This window comes from Thalassotalea insulae, from assembly GCF_030161395.1.
Classification (GTDB): Bacteria; Pseudomonadota; Gammaproteobacteria; order Enterobacterales; family Alteromonadaceae; genus Thalassotalea_E; species Thalassotalea_E insulae.
Map to the genome: position 1 here is coordinate 175,934 of NZ_BSST01000001.1, position 17,864 is coordinate 193,797.

The 17,864-nt window shown below is 39.3% G+C and carries 16 protein-coding genes; 7 read left to right on the forward strand and 9 right to left on the reverse strand.

What is annotated here, in order from left to right:
* Positions 1-13 precede the first annotated feature (13 nt).
* Together QQK06_RS00855 and ubiU are read right to left on the reverse strand one after the other, a co-directional pair.
* Positions 14-895, reverse strand: a complete 882-nt coding sequence (locus QQK06_RS00855) for a U32 family peptidase (protein ID WP_284242626.1) — start codon at positions 893-895, stop codon at positions 14-16.
* Between the two features lie 29 nt (positions 896-924).
* Positions 925-1,920: a ubiquinone anaerobic biosynthesis protein UbiU gene (gene ubiU / locus QQK06_RS00860; RefSeq protein WP_284242627.1), complete on the reverse strand. Its 996-nt coding sequence runs from the start codon at positions 1,918-1,920 to the stop codon at positions 925-927.
* A gap of 195 nt (positions 1,921-2,115) precedes the next feature.
* Here ubiU and ubiT point away from each other — a divergent pair, with 195 nt between their 5' ends.
* A complete protein-coding gene (gene ubiT / locus QQK06_RS00865; protein WP_284242628.1) occupies positions 2,116-2,640 on the forward strand; it encodes a ubiquinone anaerobic biosynthesis accessory factor UbiT in 525 nt (174 codons plus the stop codon).
* Positions 2,641-2,662: 22 nt separating this feature from the next.
* On the opposite strand, the gene QQK06_RS00870 is transcribed toward ubiT, so the two are convergent.
* The gene (locus QQK06_RS00870) at positions 2,663-4,201 is read right to left on the reverse strand and encodes an HD domain-containing phosphohydrolase (protein WP_284242629.1); all 1,539 of its coding nucleotides are present in this window, start codon (positions 4,199-4,201) and stop codon (positions 2,663-2,665) included.
* 393 nt (positions 4,202-4,594) lie between these two features.
* On the opposite strand from QQK06_RS00870, the gene QQK06_RS00875 reads away from it, so the two are divergent.
* Together QQK06_RS00875 and ilvN are read left to right on the forward strand one after the other, a co-directional pair.
* Positions 4,595-6,319 carry an acetolactate synthase 3 large subunit gene (locus QQK06_RS00875; RefSeq protein ID WP_284242630.1) on the forward strand — a complete coding sequence of 575 codons (1,725 nt, stop codon included), beginning with the start codon at positions 4,595-4,597 and terminating at the stop codon, positions 6,317-6,319.
* A complete protein-coding gene (ilvN, locus tag QQK06_RS00880; RefSeq protein ID WP_284242631.1) occupies positions 6,319-6,816 on the forward strand; it encodes an acetolactate synthase small subunit in 498 nt (165 codons plus the stop codon). Before QQK06_RS00875 ends, ilvN begins: the two co-directional genes overlap by 1 nt.
* Positions 6,817-6,929: 113 nt before the next feature.
* On the opposite strand, the gene QQK06_RS00885 is transcribed toward ilvN, so the two are convergent.
* From QQK06_RS00885 to QQK06_RS00905, 5 genes are all read right to left on the reverse strand, one after another.
* Complete coding sequence (locus QQK06_RS00885) at positions 6,930-7,400, reverse strand: low molecular weight protein-tyrosine-phosphatase (protein ID WP_284242633.1); 471 nt, start codon at positions 7,398-7,400, stop codon at positions 6,930-6,932.
* Between the two features lie 255 nt (positions 7,401-7,655).
* Entirely contained in the window at positions 7,656-8,870 is a 1,215-nt protein-coding gene (locus QQK06_RS00890) for an alpha/beta hydrolase-fold protein (protein ID WP_284242634.1), read from the reverse strand.
* 76 nt (positions 8,871-8,946) lie between these two features.
* Positions 8,947-10,479 carry a winged helix-turn-helix domain-containing protein gene (locus tag QQK06_RS00895; RefSeq protein WP_284246549.1) on the reverse strand — a complete coding sequence of 511 codons (1,533 nt, stop codon included), beginning with the start codon at positions 10,477-10,479 and terminating at the stop codon, positions 8,947-8,949.
* Positions 10,480-10,527: 48 nt separating this feature from the next.
* Positions 10,528-10,875 (reverse strand): NUDIX hydrolase, encoded by a 348-nt coding sequence (locus tag QQK06_RS00900; RefSeq protein ID WP_284242635.1) that lies wholly within the window; start codon positions 10,873-10,875, stop codon positions 10,528-10,530.
* Positions 10,876-10,972: 97 nt separating this feature from the next.
* The gene (locus QQK06_RS00905) at positions 10,973-11,566 is read right to left on the reverse strand and encodes an HD domain-containing protein (RefSeq protein WP_284242636.1); all 594 of its coding nucleotides are present in this window, start codon (positions 11,564-11,566) and stop codon (positions 10,973-10,975) included.
* Positions 11,567-11,734: 168 nt separating this feature from the next.
* Between QQK06_RS00905 and QQK06_RS00910 the strand changes: the two genes are divergently transcribed.
* A complete protein-coding gene (locus QQK06_RS00910) occupies positions 11,735-14,302 on the forward strand; it encodes an EAL domain-containing protein (RefSeq protein WP_284242637.1) in 2,568 nt (855 codons plus the stop codon).
* 56 nt (positions 14,303-14,358) lie between these two features.
* Here the strand turns inward: QQK06_RS00910 and aroG are convergent, their stop codons facing one another.
* Positions 14,359-15,414, reverse strand: a complete 1,056-nt coding sequence (aroG, locus tag QQK06_RS00915) for a 3-deoxy-7-phosphoheptulonate synthase AroG (RefSeq protein ID WP_284242638.1) — start codon at positions 15,412-15,414, stop codon at positions 14,359-14,361.
* A gap of 358 nt (positions 15,415-15,772) precedes the next feature.
* Between aroG and add the strand changes: the two genes are divergently transcribed.
* The 3 genes from add to deoD all read left to right on the forward strand — a co-directional run bounded on the left by add (position 15,773) and on the right by deoD (position 17,800).
* Positions 15,773-16,768 carry an adenosine deaminase gene (gene add, locus QQK06_RS00920; protein WP_284242639.1) on the forward strand — a complete coding sequence of 332 codons (996 nt, stop codon included), beginning with the start codon at positions 15,773-15,775 and terminating at the stop codon, positions 16,766-16,768.
* 37 nt (positions 16,769-16,805) lie between these two features.
* Positions 16,806-16,976, forward strand: coding sequence for a XapX domain-containing protein (locus tag QQK06_RS00925; protein WP_284242640.1), 171 nt, complete (start codon positions 16,806-16,808; stop codon positions 16,974-16,976).
* Between the two features lie 119 nt (positions 16,977-17,095).
* Positions 17,096-17,800, forward strand: a complete 705-nt coding sequence (deoD, locus tag QQK06_RS00930) for a purine-nucleoside phosphorylase (protein ID WP_284242641.1) — start codon at positions 17,096-17,098, stop codon at positions 17,798-17,800.
* Positions 17,801-17,864: the final 64 nt, after the last annotated feature.

The window sequence follows — 17,864 nt, forward strand, 5'->3', positions numbered from 1 at the left end:
ATTTGTTCGTTAATTACTCAACATTCGCCATGCCAGCAATTTGATGCCAATAACCGTTACATTCTCTCTTTTTATCTAACGGATAATATTGCGGGGAGCTCAGCTGTTGTTTAAACTGAGTAAGTTTTTCAAATGCCTGCTCACTGTCTGCACTGACGCGTACAATATCAACGCCTATCTCTTGCATACTTTGTACTTCATTCACCAGATTATATTGATCCCCCGACATAGTTTGAATGCCATTAAGGGTAAAAACCTGCGCTCCTTCCTGGCTATTCATTTTCCTACCTTGTGGGTAATTGATACAGCAATATTGGCAATCATCTTTTGGTCGATTTTCTGAGCGTGCAGTAAAACAGCGCGCAGAATATGCTAACGGCAAGTAGCCCCAGGAAAAGACTTCACACTCAAATTGCTGACGAATTAATTCCTGCTCAGCCTGTTGTAACAGCGAACTTAACCAGTCTCCAGATAATTCAACAGGCATCACCCAGCGAATCATGCCCTGCTTCAATAATACTTTTAATGTTGATAAGTTATAACAGTTAATGGCAGGCCCTGCGACAAATGGCAGTTTATGTGGTTGCAGAATTTGTATCGCACTCAGATCATTTGCCTCAATCAAAAATTCACCATTATCACAGTATTTACGGAGTGTCTGAATTTCTGCTGGCGACTCCAGCAAGGTCATGGTTGAAATCACCACTTGCTTTCCCGACTGCGCAAGCTCTTTCGCTATTGCGAGCCAGTCATTTACCCGTAACTCTCGTCGCTTTGAACACACGGTTTCACCTAAATAAATGATATCTGCAGTACTAGACATCGCCTGCTGATAGAATTGCTCAACTTGTGCTTTTGGCCAAAAAAACAAACTGGCACCAAGGGAAAACTTCATTACTTCATATCTCTTTTTTTATATAACAACTATTGCCATTTGCGATGATAAGCACCAAGTGTTGTTTGCGTGCCTTCGGATAACTTTGCCAACGTATCCATCCAATGACTTTCAACGATAAAATCATCAGGCGACTGCTGGTAACGGTTCAATGCCTGACGCCAGGTTTTAGCTATTTGTTCAACATAAGCCGGGCTACGTTGACGACCTTCTATTTTCACTGACACCACTCCCATTTGCGCTAGTTGTGGAAGCAACGCTAAGGTATTTAAACTGGTGGGTTCTTCCAAGGCATGATACACATTATCATCCACTTCAAAACGCCCTTTACATAAGGTGGGATAACCAGCATTTTCATCTGCCTGATACCGGTCAATTAACACACCATTTAATCGGCTTTCCAATCCCTGCTCAGTTTCCTGCCAACGAACATATTTCGCTGGCGAACATGCTCCTACAGTGTTTGGTGATTCACCCGTCATATAAGATGATAAATAACAACGTCCTTCCGACATGATGCATAGGCTGCCAAAGGCAAAGACTTCCAGAGGTACTGGCGTTTTTTGTGCTAGCTGTCTCACCTGCTGAACTGACAACACCCGAGGTAGTACCACTCGGCTCACAGCAAAGTTGTCGCTAAAAAAGCGAATAGCTTCAATATTAGTTGTGGATGCCTGTACCGAGACGTGACGTTCAATTTCAGGGTATTTATTAGCGGCGTAATCCAGCACCCCCAAATCAGCAATGATCAAGGCATCACATCCAATCGCTACGGCATCATCAACCGCTTTACGCCACCTGGATTCACCATCGGGGTGAGCAAACGTATTAATAGCAATATGTAGTTTTTTACCGTGCTGATGAACATAATCAGCTGCTGTTAACAGCTTACTCTCATTAAAGTTTAACCCGGCAAAATGTCTGGCATTGGTATCACCTTTCATCCCTATATATACCGCATCAGCTCCATGATTAATCGCTGTTTTTAACGCAGGTAAGTTGCCTGCTGGACATAGTAATTCCATACACTTCTTTAACTGGCAAATTAAGTGTCAGCAATTTAACGACTTTTAGCCAAATAATGTTTGACTTAAAACAAACTTCGTCCGTTTTATCTAAGCTTAATTATCACCAAAACTTGATCTGTAACAGCTCAAAATATTTCACCGCTGCTACCATAGTCCTCCTTAATAAATTTGTAATGATTAAAAGAGCAAGCCGTGAGCAATTTATTCCCTTTAGCTGACCTACCACAGACGTTAGTACCACGCATACTGGACAAACTACCTAATTTATTACGGCCAGCATTTAAACGAGTGCCTTATTCGTTATACAAAGCACTGTTATTACCGGTGCTACATTCTGTTTTTTCTGAGGCTATTAACGATGGCGACTTTGAATTTCTCCAAGGACATTGGTTAAGAATTTCCATAAACGATCTCGGCATCACTTGGCTGATAAGCTATCAAGATCAACAATTGATCATGGCGCCAGAAAACAGTGTAAAAGAAAATGTCAGCTTTGATGCTAACGGTGATGATTTATTATTAATCGCCGGTAGAAAAGAAGATCCAGATACGCTGTTTTTTCAACGACGCTTAAAAATAGAAGGTGACACTGAATTGGGGTTAGCAGTAAAAAATTTGATTGATGCCATAGATCTTGAACAACTACCTAGCTTGGCGCATACCCTGGTAGCCTATTGTGCAGAGATCATCGCCAGCCAGCGAAGTAACATAAGATAATGAACTCCCTTACATACAGCCCCTAGTCAGGTAAACTGCTGCGGATCGCCCAAAACTCATCAAAGTTATCGAGTATAATATCCACCAATGCCGGTTGAAATTTTTTGCCCTTTTGTTCCGTTATATACTGTTTAACTTCTTCCGCTGACCAAGGGGTTTTATAACTACGTTTTGAACCTAGTGCATCAAAAACATCAGCGATCGCCATTATTCTTGCTTCCAATGGAATATCCTCACCAGTTAAACCATCTGGATAACCGCTACCGTCCCAGTTCTCATGATGATAATGAGCTAACCTTGCGCCAATTTTAGAAATTTTTGCTCGTGATTTACTCAGTAATTCTTTCCCTAACTCAGCGTGAGTCTTCATCACTTGCCACTCTCTGTCATCGAGCTTGCCAGGTTTTTGTAAAATTAGCTCTGGAATAATAACCTTACCTAAATCATGTAGTGGTGACGCCGTTTTAATCGCATCAACAAACTTATCGTCTAAATTCATTTTTTGAGCAAGCAATTCACAAATGAGTGCGACACGCTGGACATGAGCACCACTTTCTTTACTTCTTGCCTCTATTGCCTCACCAACGATATAAAGCAATTCTTTTTGTGTTCGCTCGATTTCATGTTGCTTAGTTAAACTTTCCAGTATCAGAGCAACATTAGTTGCAAACAATTCAGCTAAGCCAGATTTAAAATGTTCAGCATCGTCTTCAAACTCAATATAAAGTACAGAACAAGCATTAGGTGATGTTTCATAGTAACCGACAAAATATTCATCACCGGCAAAATGTTTTTTATCATCAAACGCTTGTTGAATTAACTGCTTAACATCCTCACTAATATCAGAATGTTCTAAACTGTCTGACTCACTGCAATACTTTCCAGTACAGGCAAGGATCAAATTAGTGCATTCCTCATCAAAATCTCGCTGACTTCTAGCGATATAAAGCGCAGAGCTATCGACATCCATTAACGTCAGCAAATGATTTAATGCGGCTGAGCCAAAAGGCTTAAACTGACTGATTTTAAGTAAGTCATGAGTGGAAGTGATCAATTGCTTAAAGGCATCTAAACTACGTTGAATAGTCATAATATCGCGATAAGCACGAATACTGGCATAGACCGTTGTGGTCATTTTTCCAGCAGTAAAATCCGTTTTTTCTTTATAATCATTAATATCAAACTCTTTGATCACTTCAGCTTCTGGTGCTGTCCCTGCTTGCCCTGTACGTAAAATCAAGCGAATTGCCTGATTTCTTAGCTCTTTTCGGATCCACTCCACAAGCTCGAGTCCTGCATGATCCGTTTCCATCACGACATCAACGAACGCCATACAAAAGTCATTATCAATTGCCAGTAATTCACGCGCTTCCTTTGCTGAATACACTGAGACTATGTCCAAAGAGCGATGTTCTATAATAGCGTCAGCAAGCACTAAACGAGTGATCTGATGAATAGACTCATCATCATCAATAACGAGAATACGCCAACATTTATTATTTTTCTTCGTTAACTGTTGAGATTCTTCTTCAGACTCTTCCTTAAATATGAATTTCGACATGATAATTTCGCGCGCATCTAATCAAATAACTTACTAAGAGTGTAGAGTATAATTAACTAAAGTTCATAAAAATTAATGACTTCTCATTACAAATAAATAAATTAGAATGAAATGATATAAACTTTTTCGGACAATTTGTATTTAGAGGTTGACAGTCTCATGGTTTAGCTTTAAAAATAGAGTTATCAAAAATAATTACTTTTTCATTTTATGTTTAACGTAACTGTACTCAATGTCGTGCTCTCAGTCGTAGTGGTTGTCAAACCAATGCGGGGTTGGTGTTGTCTACAGAAAAAGTAAATAAGACATATTAATAAAAACCCCCGCTCTGCAAAGACCGGGGGTTTTTTATTATTTGGCTCAAACAATAAGGGTAAGTAAAAGGTTAAGCTCATGACAAAACAGTTATTTACTGGTGCTGAAATGGTGGTAAAAGCATTATCGGCGCTGGAAGTAAAATATATCTTCGGTTACCCCGGAGGCACGGTACTAGACATCTATGATGCCATTTTCCAGCAAGATGAATTCCAACACATCTTGGTGCGTCATGAACAAGCGGCTACCCATATGGCGGACGGCTACGCCAGGGCAACAGGCGATGTTGGCGTGGTGCTGGCAACTTCCGGTCCGGGGGCGACCAACTGTATCACCGGCATAGCTACTGCCTATATGGACTCGATCCCTATGGTAGTGTTATCTGGTCAGGTACCAACAAACCTAATTGGTGACGATGCCTTTCAGGAAACCGATATTGTTGGTTGTTCCCGTCCTATCGTTAAACATAGTTTTAATTGTCGAGACTTGGAAGATATTCCCAATATTATTGCTAAAGCTTTTTATATTGCAAAGTCAGGCCGACCAGGGCCTGTGGTGGTTGAATTACCAAAGGATATCTTGATCCCGGATCACAAAGGTGAATTTCAAATTGATACCGATGTCAAACTACGATCCTATAACCCAACGAAAAAAGGTCACCCAAAACAAATTCGCAAAGCGGTAAAAACCATTGCCCAAGCTGAGAGGTTAGTGATTTATTCCGGTGGCGGCATTGTCTTAGCGGATGCATCGGATCTGTTAACCGAATTAGTGGAAAAACTAAATGCACCATGTACTAATACCTTAATGGGCTTAGGTGGCCTTTCCGGCACCCATAAAAACTTTATCGGCATGCTTGGCATGCACGGCTCCCTTGAAGCTAACAAAGCCATGGCCCATGCCGATGTCATTTTAGCCTTAGGAGCACGCTTTGATGACAGAGTTACTAATAACGTGAAAAAATTCTGTCCGGATGCCACTATTGTTCATGTTGATATTGATCCTACTTCGATATCTAAAACAATTAATGCCCATGTACCCGTTGTTGGCTTAATTGATGTAGTACTAAAACAACTGCTAGAAGAGTTAAACACTACCGACTATAGCCCAGATAAAAACAAATTAGCACAATGGTGGCAACAAATTGATGGCTGGCGCGCTGAAAAAAGTATCAGCTATCAACAAGGTGACGGCAAAATTAAGCCTCAACGTGTGGTTGAAGCCATGTATCAAATCACAAACGGAGAGGCTTATGTTTGCTCTGACGTTGGTCAGCATCAGATGTTTGCCGCGCAATACTACCCATTTGCCAAACCCCGTCAATGGATTAACTCGGGCGGTTTAGGCACTATGGGCTTTGGCCTACCAGCGGCTATGGGTGTAAAACTGGCGTTTCCTGATAGCCCGGTAATTTGCATTACTGGTGATGGCTCTATTCAAATGAACATTCAGGAATTATCTACCTGTTTGCAATACAATCTCCCCGTCGTCATTATTTCTCTCAATAACCGCTCTTTAGGAATGGTACGCCAATGGCAAGATATGATTTATGGCGGACGCCATGCATCGTCTTATATGGAGTCGTTACCTGATTTCGTTAAACTAGCCGAATCATATGGCCATGTTGGTATTCAAATTAACCACTTAGATGAATTAGATGAGAAACTGACACAAGCATTTGCCATCAAAAATCGATTAGTGTTCGTCGATGTTTTAGTTGACGAACTAGAACATGTTTATCCAATGCAAATACGCCATGGAAAAATTGACGATATGTGGATCAAAAAAGGAGTAAAAGCATAATGCGCCGTATATTAGCTATTTTATTGGAAAATGAACCTGGTTCCTTATCACGTATTGTCGGTTTGTTTTCCCAGCGAGCATTTAATATTGAAAGTTTAACGGTTGCGCCAACAGAAGATGAAAGTTTGTCGCGGATCACTATTGCTACCAAAGGTGATGACAGAGTGTTAGAGCAAATCGTTAAGCAAGTTAATAAACTCATCGATGTCATTAAGATCACCGATTTAACCGAACGTAGCCATGTTGAACGGGAAATTATTTTACTGAAAGTGTTAGCAATGAATGATAAGTCACGCACTGAAGTGAAACGTATTACCGACATTTTCAGAGGTTCAATTGTCGATATCGGCAAGCAAGTCTATACCATAGAATTAACTGGTGATGCTGACAAGATCAATGCTTTTATCAACACTCTGGCCCATGAAACCGAAATTATAGAGTCAGTACGTTCCGGCGCCGTAGGTATTGCCCGTGGAGAAAAAGCGTTACGGGTTTAACACGTTACGAACAAAAATATAGGGCATCAATTGATGCCCTATATTTTTCGTAATGTACAATCATTCCGCTTTATTCATGCTCATATAATAAAGACAGCACGCTCTATTAAGTTTTATTTTAGCTGCTTAATTAACCCATCACTGGCATCTTCCACCAGATCCAGCACATACTGAAAACCGCGGGCGCCGCCATAGTAAGGATCTGGCACCTCGGTATCTTCGAAGTTTTCAGCAAATTCCAAAAACAATTTTACTTTCGTCATCAAATGCTCAGGGGCCACTTTTGCCAATTCTCGGACATTATGTTCATCCATCGCCAAGATCAAATCGAACTTGTCAAAATCTTCAACGGTAACTTTACGCGCTTTAATTTTGTCAAACGAATAGCCGCGCGCTATCCCTGCTTTTTGTGCTCGATGATCCGGTTTTTCCCGCGCATGTGAACCGATAGTGCCAGCAGAATCTAACATCAGCTTGAGTCCTTGCTCTTTCGCTTTATGGCGAAACACCGCTTCTGCCGTTGGCGAACGGCAGATATTGCCCATACAGACAAAGAGAATGCTAGTTATGTCTTTATAATTCATTATGTTAACCAAAGCGTTTACTGTAATTTACCAAGGTTTACCATGTAATTCAGGGTAAATCATTTATTTGTTATTTTAATCATTTAAGCCGCTATTCTCGGTTGTTTTTTAACGCAGGTAAAGAGGAATCTAAAGATAACAGCTGACAAGAATTTCAAGTAGTCACTCAAAGCTTTTCCTTACACAGTAAGTAGATAGACAATAAGTACAACTGTGTAAGGAATAACTACCTGATATTGATAATAAATAAAATAATTAATGGTTCTGCCGCATCCTTTTGGCAACATTACAATACATCGGTGTACCTAAATCTTGATATTGTGTGCCTATTTCGCAAGCTTTTGATACAAATTCTTTTGCCAAGTCAGACTGCTTATTCGCTTTATATGCCTGTGAAAGATTGAAATATACACCACCAGTTAATGGGTATTTATTAACCTGCTTTTTAAATATTTCTATCGCCTCATCAATGCGTTTGTTGGCAATAAAGTAATATCCTGCTGCGGTAACGGTTTCGCTTGGCACATCAATACGATAGCCAAATTTCTCTGATAATTTTTGATAATACACTTTAATGTCTTCAAATTTTCCATGCTCAAGCAGCTGAGCAACATCACTAAGGTACCACCCCTTAAAAAGCAACTTTAACCCTTCAAACATAGCTAAATGAAACGATGACATATGAGTTTCTTGTGGTAGCTCTTGATAGTGCCATGAGAAGCTCTCGGGTGCCGACTCTTTCAGTACCTTTACATATGCCTCTATACTTTGCTTAAATTCAGGGTATTCATCAGCAACAGTCATATACATAAACTGTGGTGTGACGGATTTTTCCTGCAAAAAATACTGTTTGGCAGATTTGATCAATGCTCTTTCATCATAGAACAGGCTTGGGCTGATAGTAATATAGGCATTAAATAATTGTGGCTTAACCTGTTGACTATAAATAGAAAAAATACCACCATAAGAATGACCAATTAAAATACTATAAGGCGCAATGCGGTAGCGCTTTGCTATTTCTCCCTTAAGTTCTTCGGCAATAAAGCGAAGAAAATTATCAGCACCGCCCATTTGAGGTAAACCATAAAGCTCTTTTGACGGTACTGGTGTAAAATCCCTGACTCTATCAACATTATTAATAGCAACAATAATCGCTTTAGGCATAAATTGGTTTTTCTGCAGATAACTAATGATCCCTGCGGTATAAAGTAGGTTATGCTCTCCATCTAACAAGTAAATCACTGGATACTGATCTGAAGTAATATCATAGTCGGCGGGTGTATAAACAGCTATTTTGCGTTGTTCATGCAATACTTTTGAAGAGATCGTTAACATCTCAGCCAGAGGATATTTTTCTAATGCTTGGGCATGAGAACAATAACTGGTTAATAAAAACACGCTTAAAAGCACACGTTGGATCATTTTAATGAGCGGGTTACTGACGGTAAGACTTGTGAATATTGCTATCATTGATTTTCCAAAGTTTCATTTAATTGTAAAAGCAATATAACTCTGCAAAAGCATGGCCAAAAATAACAATAAAACTTTATAAAATTTTATCAAACTGATGATTTATATTAACTTTTTCTGAAAACCAAGAAAGTCTAGGTTGTAATATTGTTAATTGATGTTGATTGATTATTTGACTGGCTCGAGCAAAATATTCTTGAGTCTGCGCTTTTTTTTCTTGTAAATGAGCTAAGAAACTCATCTCTAGTAATGTATTACTTTTGCCTACCGGACATTGCATCACCTCATAATAGCTTAATGCACTTTCAAGAGATTGCTGAGCTATTTGATAATCTTGCGTTTGTATCGCTATTTTTGCGTTAAGCTGAGCAATAAAGCCACGATATAACCAGTCATTATGTTCAGTTGCAAATTGATTAGCCGTCGCAATTTTTGCTTTAGCTTGCTCTAAATCACCGTGGATATAATCTATATACGATAATAAATAATAAATTTTCACCAATTCAGGTGAATGTTCTTGTTGCGCGATTTGCTCTGCATACCATAAGTGTTTTTCAGCAGCTGATAATTGATGCATTTCCATATAAGTATCTGCAATGAGTCTTCGAGCAACAATATTATCCGGCTCTATTTGTAAAAGCCCCTGATATACTTTACTTGCCGCCAGATGATTACCCTGTTCACTAAATTCAAGTGCTCTCACCATTAGCTCATTAGCAAAGTCAGAATGTTCTCCTTTCACTAAATGCTTCACATCTTGACCGGTATATGAGGCTATTTTATCACTCAGTTTATTCAACGCTTCGTTAACATTGGATTGAAAAATAACACCACGTTTAGCTGTATTCTTAAAATGTAATGTATATTTTAATTGATATTGATGACTTGCCCCTGACAACTGAGTTTCAACAATTAAACCAGCGCCAGAAACTTGAAAAATCCGTGCAATCTTGTCAGAAGATTTCTGCGATAACAAATCAGCATTTCTTAAAATTTCAAGGACATAGTCAGTATCCATCACGGCTATTTTAGCGTTAGAATGCAAACTAGATACCAGCTGATCCATCGCCCCTAAATACACCCATTGGTGATCGTTATCTTTGATTTGATTCTCAACCGGTAAAATGACCAATGAACCTGATGACTCACCTGCCTCTCCCTGCACCGTTGAAGCAGATTTCCAATAGGAAGAATAAATAAAACTGATATTCATTAATAGTAATACAATAGTGATAGCTGTTAGCGGGTAACGCCATAACTTCAAACGCACTAACATTGCTTTAAAGAAAGACCGTTTTTCTGTTTCAGGCGCTATCAGCTCTACGGGAGCTACCCAGGCATATCCTTTTCTCGGATGTGTTTTTATCACCAGGTCGCCAGCAAAAACCTGTCTTAACTCGGTAATTGTTTGAAATAAGACCTGTTCTTGCACTTCAACGTCATCCCAAATCGAGGTGAGTAACTCTTGCTTGGAAAGTACCTGATAAGGATTTTCTAAAAACTTTATCAATAAAGAAAAGGTTTTAGGTCTGATATTTTTACGCTGGCCATTATGAATAACCGTTTGTTGATGAATATGAACTAAGTATCCATGTGTTTTATAATGCACAGGCAAACTATCTCTTTTTAATAACAACGATGAAAAATATCACCAGGATCACTCCAATAGTGCATGGGCTTTTAACCAGTCAAACACCTTTGCCGCTGCAACTGAACAGCGATTCTTCTCCTGATAACTTAAAAATGCTAGTTCAGCGATTTCTGCGTCAGGCTTAAGTTTTCCCTGAAAGTCAGCAAAATAACAGCTCAGTTTAACGATAGAATTATCCGCTTCACCGTCTGCAGGCCCAGTAAAAGTGTTTGCATAGCGAATAGTTTCAACAAGCAAATCAACACACACCTCTTCCTTGACTTCACGTGTTAACGCTTGTTTATCGCTTTCTTCGAGCTCACGTTTACCGCCAGGTATATAAAATAACTCTTTATCTTTTGATCTGACGCACAATCACTTGCCATCACGAAGAGATAACCAGGCGAGTTTATCTATTTCTATTTCCATCTAACTACCTTAGCTCTACTTAGGATCAACCGATTCATTCAAGCTATTGATCGAGTAACCAGCCATGTTGTACGGCTAATTCAATTTGCTGGCAAGCATGCTGCCATAAAGCAGGTGCAGATCCTGCTAAGTATTTATTACGGTTAAGCACCTGAGTTTTTTTTATCTGATGATTACGCCAACTGCCACCGTTATTTTTCATATTTTGTAGTAATGGCAATACCCGGTCCATAGCTTTGGCAAATCTGGCATCAGCCGTTTCAGCCTGCTCAAACTCTAGCCATAGGACTTTACAGTGTTGGTATTGCTGCTCAGGCAACAGACCGAAAATTCGCTCTACTGCGGCAAGCTCTTTAGCATGCTGGCCTGCTAACGCTTCGTCCGCAGCAAAGGCAAAGGTATCACCCGCATCAATTTCTACCACATCATGCAGCAATAACATCTGAACCACCCGATTAATGTCTATCGGCTCACTGGCATACGGGTGAAGAGTTAATGCCATCATAGCAATATGCCAGCTATGTTCAGCACTATTTTCTTGTCGATTATTATCTGATTTAACCAATGCCTGACGATAAACTGACTTCAGTAAATCCATTTCCATTATAAAATCTAACTGCTTATCTAGCTCTACCATCCTATTTTCTACTCTTATATATGGCCATATTTGATCCGCTCGCTAATATAATTGAATTGGTTAACTGTTGATAGTAACCAGAGATAAATTAATTTTGCGAAAAACTCCCTAAATAATGTTATTTTTGCTACAGTTAGCTCAAATACAGATAAAATAAATAAGTGTTTCGTGTCTCATTTATTGCATTTAATTTCTTGCTTTATCCGCACGCTCGCCGTTGCCTTTATTCTTGCAATCGTAGCTACGGTGCTATTTAACCTTTATTTAAAGTTCACCTTAATAGAGCACGACACAGATGCAAATACTAAAGTAAGTACTAAATACGCTTATTTAATTGATCCAGATAACCGCTTTACCATCAAAGAACTCGGTGAAAAGTTACCAAGTTTTACTGCGGTAACTCCAGATAAAATTCCCTATCAATTGTCAAGCCAAACCGTTTGGTTGCAGCTAAAGCTAACAAACAATACTAACCAGCTGCAAAAACTAGTGTTATATGCTGATAACAGCTTGTTAGATACATTTAACATTTATCCGCTGACATCATCTGGGCTGCAACTTTTTCCGTTAGAATCACAAGACAGCACCATTAATCGTTTATACCCACATATTGATTTGTCACTGGCAGCAAAAGAAAGCAGAACATTTATTTTAGAAATTCAAACTGATGGTCCGCCTAATGTGCCGGTTATGGTATTAGCAGAAGAAAAATTTCACCATAGACTGCTATACACTCAGGTTATTTACGGTGCCTTTATCGGAATAGTGCTGCTAATGGCGCTATATAATTTAGTACTGTATTTTGCCATCAAAGATAGTGTTTATTTAATTTATATCGGCTACCTCATTAGTGCGACCTTAGTACTATCAAGTTTGACCGGCTTTGGTTACCTAATATTTTCCACCGACACTCAAGCATTTATTAATAAATACCTGCTATTTATTGATTATTATCTGGTGATTTTTTTATTAACTTTTACCTTATTTTTTCTCCGTTATCATCAGCAAAGTAAACACACCTACCGAATTGGTAAACTATTTTGCATAGCACTTATAGGCTGCTCATTATATTCACTGACTTTAGATACTATTGCACAAACAAAGCTGTTTTTCTCATTACAGCCAGTAGTTTACTTGTTTGCCCTCTTTTTAATAATTCGACGATTACGCAATGATTTTTCTTGGGCAAAATATTATGTTTTATCCTGGTTTCCACTACTTGCTGGAGCAGCAATCCAACCTTTAGTGTTACTTAATTACCTTAGTTATTCATTTATTACCAGCAACGCATTTCTATTTGCGGTAATGGCTGAAGTAACCTTAATGGCATTTGCGTTAGCAGAACGTATGAGACGCCATGAACAAGACAGGTTATCCGATATTACCTACCACATTGCCAGCGGATTACCGAGGAAATCTAACATTGAACGCTTTATTAATCAGCTAAGCATACAAGCCAATCAGGACTTCACTGTTATCGTTGTCAGGCCTGAGCATATTGAGAAAGTCGCGCTTTACATCGATGACTCAATGAATACCGATTTATTTCAACGGTTATTTATCAAACTTTCATCGTTATTTGAATTTAACGATGCGATTTATCCTTTAACCGATAAAAAAGAAAAGCTTTGCTTTATCAACAATGACAGCTTAATTTTTATTCTTAACAACAAACGCAATAAACAGTCGTTAGAAACTCTAGTCCACTCGATTCAGCAAGTGATCAATGAAAATTTTGAAGTGGATAATATTAAACTGCCATTGTCCGCAGTTATTGGCGCAGCCACTTACCCGCAGCACGGCACTAAAAGCCATCAATTGATCAATCACGCCATATTAGCGGCAAACTCAGGTGAAAATACCGCAATAAAGTGGGCAATTTTTCAACCCGAATCAAGCGATCATGCTAATTATTTATTAAAGCTCACTGGAGAATTAAAACAGGCATTAGAAAATAACCAGCTTAATATTTATCACCAACCGCAGATCGATTTGCGAACCTTACGAGTCTGTAGCAGTGAATGTTTATTGCGATGGCAGCACCCGAAAGAAGGCTTTATTCCACCATCCGTGTTTATTCCCATTGCTGAAGACATGGGATTGATTAATCAATTAACTTTGTGGGTTATTCAACAATCATTGGCACAGCAAGCAATATTGAGTGAAGAATATGGCTATAACCATATGGTTTCTATAAATATCAGCGGTAAAGACATAGCGTCTAAACATTTCTTTAAACAATGTTTAGACATTATTGACGCATCCAATATTCCCGCCGATAAAATCATCTTTGAGCTCACTGAGTCAGCGTCTTTTGCCTACAACGATCACGCATTAAAACTCATAGAAGAATTAGCAGAACTCGGCGTCACTATTAGCATCGATGATTTTGGTACCGGCTATTCCACTATGTCACAAATCAGCCACCTACCATTTCAAGAATTAAAAGTAGATCGAGAGTTTGTTGAAAACGTCAACGACGATAATAAACGAAAAATCATTGCCGAAACGACGGTAAAAATGGCGAAAGGACTTGGTCTGGAAGTTGTTGCTGAAGGCATCAACTCACAAGCTGATGAGGATACGTTACGCAAATTTGGTTGTGATATTGGACAAGGCTATTTCTATGCCAAGCCTATGAATTTAGACGATTATATCGACTGGCTAAAAAACTTAGTCAATGGCCGCATTAAACAGCCAGTACAAGGGGAATTTATTCCGGCAAGTAAGGAATAAGATTAAAATGAAAAAGCCGCTAAAATTAGCGGCTTTTTACTCGGTAATCATTTACTTTAAACCGCTTTTCGCTGTGCCACCGCATCATTTAACTGCGCCAGTAGCCTTTCTGTATCTTGCCAGCCAATACAGGCATCGGTGATCGACTGACCATAAGTTTCAGCCTGACCATCGACTAAATCCTGTCGACCTTCAACCAAGTGGCTTTCCACCATCACACCAAAGATATCCTGATTACCACTGGCAATTTGCTGGCTCACGTTTTCACAAACTAACAGTTGATTTTGAAATTTCTTACTGGAATTACCATGACTAAAATCGATCATAATTTTAGTATTGAGCTTGGCTTGCGCCAACTGTTCAGTGACCTGTTGAACACTCTCAGCATCATAATTTGGCTTTTTACCACCACGCAAAATGATATGGCAATCTTTATTACCCGTGGTTTGCACTATCGCTGAATGACCATATTTTGTCACTGATAAAAAGTGATGAGAAGCACTGGCTGAGCCAATAGCATCAATGGCTATTTTAATGGTGCCATCGGTACCATTTTTAAAACCAACCGGGCAAGATAAACCTGAAGCTAACTCTCTATGTACCTGGCTTTCAGTCGTCCGTGCACCAATAGCCCCCCAGCACATAAAGTCCGCCATATATTGTGGTGTGATCATATCTAAGAATTCACCGGCAGTTGGCAAACCTATGCCATTTAAATCTGCCAACAACTTACGTCCTATACGAAGCCCGTCATTGAGTTTAAAGCTATTATCCATATAAGGGTCATTAATAAGTCCTTTCCAACCAACGGTAGTACGAGGTTTCTCAAAATAGACCCGCATAACCACTTCAAGGTTATCACGATATTTTTCACGCAACTGAACTAACCGTTCACCATACTCAAGTGCTGCTTTGGGATCATGAATAGAGCATGGCCCAATTACCACTAACAAGCGATCATCTTGATGATTAAATATATTACTGATCGCTGCACGTCCTGAAAAAACCGTTTTTGACGCTTTTTCTGATGCGGGAAATCGTTCCAATAAAGCAACGGGAGGCAATAACTCTTTGATTTTTTCAATACGAACGTCGTCGGTTTGATAGAACATAGTTGTTTCTCTTTATACTACTTATGTGTAAATTTTATTGTAATGTACGTCTAGACACCTAGATAATTAACCCAGCACTAATTTATCAGTGTTATTACTCTAATACCAACATAAATTCAGAAAAACACGATATAATAAATAATACTAAGTTTTTTAAGTGATTTCCCTCTCAGCGAGAATTAAAAGCCTTAGCGGCAAGGCATTGATTGAAGAGAATCGCTATTTCCTTGCCAAAAGAAGTAACGCGGCATATAAGCCTTTTAGACTCGCCCTTTGGCAATACATTTAATAGATTTGGTATCACAACGCGCCCAATTGATTTTTGGCTACAATAATTCAACGAAGGATCTGATAAAACATGGTTAACTCTCGATTACCCCTTATTGATTTACACCGTCACTTAGACGGTAATATTCGCCCGAAAACAATTTGGCAATTAGCACAGCAACATCAAATTCAACTACCGTGTGAAAATTTTGACGACTTCTTACCTTTTGTCCAAATTCAAGACAGCGAAGCGGATTTATTAGCATTTTTGCAGAAATTGGATTGGGGAGTTAATGTCCTAAAAACCTTAGATGATTGTAAGCGCATTGCCTATGAAAATGTTGAAGACGCATTTCACGCCGGCATCGACTACGCGGAGCTGCGCTTTTCTCCTTACTATATGGCAAAAACACACCAATTAAATACCGCCGATGTCGTCGCTGCCGTCATTGATGGTGTTAATTCAGGCATCCAAGACTTTAACGTCAAGATCAACCTGATAGGCATTTTAAGCCGTACTTTTGGTGTAGAAAAATGTCAGCATGAATTAGACGCTATTTTAGCTCACCAGCAAAGTATCACTGCGGTTGATTTAGCCGGCGACGAAGGAAACTTTCCTGGTCATTTATTTACCAAACACTTTAAACAAGTACGTGATGCTGGCTTACAAGTGACAGTGCATGCGGGGGAAGCAGCCGGTAGTGATAGCGTTTGGCAAGCAATTAACGAACTTGGTGCAACACGTATCGGACACGGTGTCGCTTGTCAGCACGATCAAAAACTTATGGATCATATGCGTGATAATCATGTCGCGATTGAGTCTTGTTTAACCTCAAATTACCAAACAGGCACTATTAATGATTTAACTCAGCACCCGATCACCACATTTTTAGCCAATGATTTATTAGTCTGCTTAAATACAGATGATCCTGCAGTTGAAAACATTGAATTAACACATGAGTTTACGCTTGCTCAATCGCTGTTAGGCTTAACTGATGAACAAATTACTCAGTTGCAAAAAAATGCATTACAGGCTAGTTTTCTCTCAGCAAGTGAAAAACAAGCTTTGCTCGATATTAAACAATAATAAAATTTACATTCACCCTTAACATACAGGAGTTTCTATGACAGAAATCTTATTAGCACTATTCGCCGGCACCATCGTTGGGCTCATCTTCTCAGTCATTAAATTGCCATTACCCGCTCCTCCGGTTTTATCCGGTATCGCAGGAATTGTTGGCATCTACTTAGGTGGTAGCGCATACCACTGGATCGTCGAACGCTTTTTTAGTTAAAATAGTCCATAATCTATAGACTCTTTAACACATCAGTAAAAAACCCTTGATAGAAGTTGTCTTATCAGACACTTGCTAGAAACTTACTGAGATAAATTTTTTAATTAAGGTTATATCTCATGACAACACCTCATATAGAAGCAAAAGCAAACGAATTCGCCAAAACGGTATTAATGCCAGGCGACCCACTACGCGCGAAGTTTATCGCAGAAAATTTTTTAGACGACGCCAAATGCATTACCCGTGTGCGGAATATGTATGGCTATACCGGCACCTATAAAGGCAAACCTATTTCGGTAATGGGTTCAGGTATGGGTATTCCATCAATCTCTATTTATGCCACCGAACTATACAAAGAATATGGCGTTGAAAATATCATTCGCATAGGCTCATGTGGCGCAGTACGTGATGATATTAAAGTACGCGATGTGATTATTGGTATGACTGCAAGTACCGACTCCAATGTTAACCGTCAACGTTTTAACCACTGCGACTTTGCTGCCAGTGCTGACTTTTCATTATTACAAAAAGTGGTTAATACCGCGGATAAAATCAACAAGCCCGTTCATGTAGGTAATGTCTTTACCGCTGATTTATTTTATACCCCGCAACCAGAAATGTTTAAAACCATGGAAAACATGGGCATTTTAGCAGTAGAAATGGAAGCCGCCGGCTTATATGGCGTAGCTGCAGAACTAGGCAAAAAAGCATTAGCAGTATTTACCGTCAGTGATCATATTAAAACCGGCGAGCAAACCTCCGCCGACGAGCGTGAAAACACTTTCAAAGATATGATGGAATTAACGTTAGAAAGTATTTTATAACAATAATTTCTGAACACACGCTCCTGTTCATCCATGAACCCGCGACATATCGTACATCCTGTAC

Excerpts from the sequence above, each read along its gene's own strand:
- QQK06_RS00855 (WP_284242626.1), bottom strand. The coding sequence starts at position 895 with ATGAAGTTTTCCCTTGGTGCCAGTTTGTTTTTTTGGCCAAAAGCACAA.
- ubiU (WP_284242627.1), bottom strand. The coding sequence starts at position 1,920 with ATGGAATTACTATGTCCAGCAGGCAACTTACCTGCGTTAAAAACAGCG.
- QQK06_RS00870 (WP_284242629.1), bottom strand. The coding sequence starts at position 4,201 with ATGTCGAAATTCATATTTAAGGAAGAGTCTGAAGAAGAATCTCAACAG.
- QQK06_RS00875 (WP_284242630.1), top strand. The coding sequence starts at position 4,595 with ATGACAAAACAGTTATTTACTGGTGCTGAAATGGTGGTAAAAGCATTA.
- ilvN (WP_284242631.1), top strand. The coding sequence starts at position 6,319 with ATGCGCCGTATATTAGCTATTTTATTGGAAAATGAACCTGGTTCCTTA.
- QQK06_RS00885 (WP_284242633.1), bottom strand. The coding sequence starts at position 7,400 with ATGAATTATAAAGACATAACTAGCATTCTCTTTGTCTGTATGGGCAAT.
- QQK06_RS00890 (WP_284242634.1), bottom strand. The coding sequence starts at position 8,870 with ATGATAGCAATATTCACAAGTCTTACCGTCAGTAACCCGCTCATTAAA.
- QQK06_RS00905 (WP_284242636.1), bottom strand. The coding sequence starts at position 11,566 with ATGGTAGAGCTAGATAAGCAGTTAGATTTTATAATGGAAATGGATTTA.
- aroG (WP_284242638.1), bottom strand. The coding sequence starts at position 15,414 with ATGTTCTATCAAACCGACGACGTTCGTATTGAAAAAATCAAAGAGTTA.
- add (WP_284242639.1), top strand. The coding sequence starts at position 15,773 with ATGGTTAACTCTCGATTACCCCTTATTGATTTACACCGTCACTTAGAC.
- QQK06_RS00925 (WP_284242640.1), top strand. The coding sequence starts at position 16,806 with ATGACAGAAATCTTATTAGCACTATTCGCCGGCACCATCGTTGGGCTC.
- deoD (WP_284242641.1), top strand. The coding sequence starts at position 17,096 with ATGACAACACCTCATATAGAAGCAAAAGCAAACGAATTCGCCAAAACG.